Genomic DNA, 680 nt, shown 5'->3' with positions numbered 1-680 from the left:
GCTGGAGCGTTTGGTTAGCCGATTTTTTCAGTATAGTATGGCGGACCATTTTTATTAATCTTCATTAGCAATTTCAATTTTCTGCTATTCTGAAATTCCGTTAAAAATTTATCTTGAAAGGCCATTAACTCGGCTTTTGAATGTTTAGTTAAGCCGTTTTCAGAACAGGAAAATAGGTGAATATGTCCTTTTTTTATATTTTCCGGCAACCTTTCATATAGTTCTGAACCTATCATGTAATCCAATAACTTGACATTTACATCATCAAAACGACTATGGATTGCATAATTAAGTGATTCTTGAATCGTCTCTTCATCGTCATCAGGTGCACCTACAATGAAATTACCGATTGTAAATACACCCACCCGGTCGGCTTCTTCTAAAATTTCATCCAACAATTTGAAATCAATACTTTTGTTATAATAGTTTAAGATGCTTCTATTCTTGGACTCTACACCAAAGCTGATGACTGAAACCCCAGCTTTTTGTGCCATAGACACAAACTCCTTATCGATTTTTGCCCAAGAACTAATAGCAATTTTCAAGCGATGATTCCCCCTCAATTCGGCAAATTTATTCAAGATTCTTTTTGCTCGACCAAGGTTTGCGGTGAAGTTTTCGTCAGTGATCCAGATATTATTTATCCCTGAGGAAATTAAGTCCTGAAAATCAGTGTAAAT

At 35.4% G+C, this 680-nt stretch carries 1 protein-coding gene; it reads right to left on the bottom strand.

Translation table 11 applies throughout. The features are described from left to right. Positions 1-14 precede the first annotated feature (14 nt). Positions 15-680 (bottom strand): radical SAM protein (locus MTBBW1_RS27360; RefSeq protein ID WP_222424212.1); only part of this gene is annotated, 666 nt, incomplete at its 5' end.

This window comes from Desulfamplus magnetovallimortis (genome assembly GCF_900170035.1).
GTDB lineage: Bacteria > Desulfobacterota > Desulfobacteria > Desulfobacterales > Desulfobacteraceae > Desulfamplus > Desulfamplus magnetovallimortis.
This window is presented reverse-complemented; position numbering and strand designations above follow the sequence as displayed.